Source organism: Candidatus Pantoea communis, assembly GCF_011752685.1.
GTDB classification, from domain to species: Bacteria; Pseudomonadota; Gammaproteobacteria; order Enterobacterales; family Enterobacteriaceae; genus Pantoea; species Pantoea communis.
In genome coordinates, this window is sequence record NZ_VWXC01000051.1 from 1 (window position 1) to 2606 (window position 2606).

Annotated in this window: 4 protein-coding genes; all 4 read right to left on the reverse strand. The window is 56.9% G+C overall.

From position 1 onward, the window contains the following. Positions 1 to 395 (reverse strand): LLM class flavin-dependent oxidoreductase (locus tag F3J37_RS27735; RefSeq protein ID WP_166936829.1); only part of this gene is annotated, 395 nt, incomplete at its 3' end. Then, positions 392 to 1333: a flavin reductase family protein gene (locus tag F3J37_RS27740; RefSeq protein WP_034827621.1), complete on the reverse strand. Its 942-nt coding sequence runs from the start codon at positions 1331 to 1333 to the stop codon at positions 392 to 394. The genes F3J37_RS27740 and F3J37_RS27735, both read right to left, overlap by 4 nt. A gap of 3 nt (positions 1334 to 1336) precedes the next feature. Then, positions 1337 to 2164 (reverse strand): alpha/beta fold hydrolase, encoded by an 828-nt coding sequence (locus F3J37_RS27745; protein WP_034827624.1) that lies wholly within the window; start codon positions 2162 to 2164, stop codon positions 1337 to 1339. Beyond that, on the reverse strand, positions 2136 to 2606 hold a 471-nt coding region (locus F3J37_RS27750; RefSeq protein ID WP_166936831.1), incomplete at its 5' end, for an amino acid synthesis family protein. The genes F3J37_RS27745 and F3J37_RS27750, both read right to left, overlap by 29 nt.

Genomic DNA, 2606 nt, shown 5'->3' on the forward strand with positions numbered 1-2606 from the left:
CGCATACGCTGGCCCGCTTCCCAGGCATCCATTCCCGGCATCAGACGCTCGTATTCATAGGAGTACGCACCGCGTGCAATCCCGAGATCCAGACGCCCTTTGGTGATCAAGTCCGTCATTGCCGCTTCGCCCGCCAGGCGGATCGGATGGGTGAATGGCGCAATGATGGTGCCAGTGCCCAGACGCACGTTTTGCGTGCGGCTGGCGATATCCACCAGATTGATAAATGGGTTCGGCGCGATGGTGAAATTCATGCCGTGGTGCTCGCCGGTCCAGATAGCGTGCAAACCGCCTTTATCCGCGATTTCACACAGTTCCATCATTTCATCGTACAGCTGGTCCTGCGCGTCATCCGCTGACACGCGTTCCATATGCAGGAACAGGGAAAGTTTCATACCACCTCCTGATGAGACGGAGTAAAGAAGTGGCGCACTGAGCCCTCAACTTCATCGCCGTAATAAAGGCCGTAATTACCGACGGCATTTTCGCGGATAAAGCGATCCACCAGCGATTTCAACGCGCTGTCCGGCACCGGCAGTTGTGCCAGCGTGTGGACATCCACCCATTCGCCCTGCAGCACCGCTGGCAAGGTGCTGCCGGTTGGTTGCGCGCAGAGGAACACGATATGCTGCTGTTTCTTCTGGCGGTCTTCCCAAATGGAGTAGACAAAACCCGGGCTGGCTTCGATGTTAAGTCCATCGAACACCTGCTTCAGGGTGTCACTGACGCTGCGGTTATTCACCGTTTGCGACGGCAGGCCGTAACCATTCTCTTTTTTCACCACCAGCGCCTGGCCCGCCGATTCAATCAACGCACTGACCACCACGTTAGGACCGGCAATCAGAGACTCGGCATTCTGATAAGGCGTGAAGTACGCGCCGCGATAGTAGCCCAGCCCCGGGGTGCCGCAGGAATCGAACTGCTCAACTTTGCCGATCAGGATCGCGTGGTCACCGGCATCCACCACCTGATGCATCGCGCATTCAAACCAGGCGGAGCTGTCATCCAGCAGCGGCGTGTTGAACTCCCCTTTACGCCACTTCACCAATGAGAAGCGATCGGCAATCTTCTGCGCGAAGATGTTCGACGTCTCTTTCTGCTGCTCCGCCAGGATGTTAATAGCGAAATGCGGGCACTGAGTGAAGTTGTCGAAATTGGCGGAGCGCTTATCGATGCTCACCAGCAGCAGCGCGGGATCGAGCGATACCGAAGAAAACGAATTGGCGGTAAAACCAATCGGCTGCCCCTGCGCATCGTTGGTGGTGACCACAGTGACACCGGTCATGAAGGCGCCAAAGGCGTCGCGTAACTGTCTGCGTTTATCTGCGTCCATAAGTTACTCCTTTAGAGGCTCTTTTTGCGTGACGGCGGCAGCAACCGGATTGAGGAACGATAAAATCTCTTCGTTCACGCGGTCGGCATCCGTCAGGTTCAACATGTGTTTAGCGTTAGCGACCACCACCGCCTGCCCCTGGCGCGCGGCCTGGGCCATCTGGCGCGTCATGTCTGGATTCGAATTGGCATCCAGTTCACCGGTCATCACCAACACCGGACATTGCATTTCGTTCCAGCGTTCTGAATAAAAGCGATCTCCGGCCGCAAACGCCTGATAGGCGCGGGCATAGCCGCCGAGATTCACTTGCTGCAACCACGCGCCCACTTTTTTACGCAGGGGCTGTTCGTGGTGATCGTCACTGAACCAGCGATCCAGCGGAGCATCGAGCCGCACATTGCCGCTGGCCAGCTCTTGTGCCCGCTGCAGCACGGCGTTACGTGCAGTGTCGTTACGTTTAAACACGCCGCTCATCACAATCGCGTGATTCACCAGCTGCGGATAATCGATGGCGATACCGGCGGTGATCAGTGCGCCCATCGAGTGTCCGGCCACGGCAAAACTGGATTCCGGTTGTGTCTTCAGGAACAGGGCCAGCCACTGCACGTAATCTTTCAGGGTGGCGGGATGGCGAAAACCGCTGCTTTCGCCATGTCCCGGCATATCCACCGCGATCACGCGGAAATAGCGACTCAGCACGTCCATTTGCGGGAACCAGGCGTCAGCGTTCATGCCGACGCCGTGGATCAACACCAGCGGCGTGCCTTGTCCAGCCTCCAGGTAACTCACCTGGAGACCTAACTCAGATAGCTGCTGGGTTTTTCTGGTCATGGCCTAACTCTTTCAGGTCAAGATAACGGTTGCCGATACGATGATGCGGACGGCCGCCCAGTGCCGCGCCCAACGCGATCACAATCTCATCGCTGAATGGCGCATCATTGATGTTGAACTGCATGGTGAGGTAGTGCTCGCGCGTGCCTTCATCATCGGTGCCCATCATCGGCACCAGAATGGGCGTATTGGCTGGACCGCGTGTGTTGTTAAAGGCCAGATAGGTTTTACCCTTTACCGCTGAGCGGTAATGGTTGCCGAAATGCAGGGTATGAATCAGCGCTGACGCGTGTTCCAGTTCGCCATTGAGACCGACGACGGCGCTTTTGCCATAAGCCACAACCTTGTCACCGCCGCCCGCTTCTTTCACGATTAACCCGGTCAGTAACTCGCCCAACACGGGTGCCATTTCACGAATCTTAGGGGCGAGATCTTCCACGAA

What these genes read in the sequence shown, in the direction of transcription:
- F3J37_RS27740 (WP_034827621.1), bottom strand. Translation starts at nt 1,333, where the DNA reads ATGGACGCAGATAAACGCAGACAGTTACGCGACGCCTTTGGCGCCTTC.
- F3J37_RS27745 (WP_034827624.1), bottom strand. Translation starts at nt 2,164, where the DNA reads ATGACCAGAAAAACCCAGCAGCTATCTGAGTTAGGTCTCCAGGTGAGT.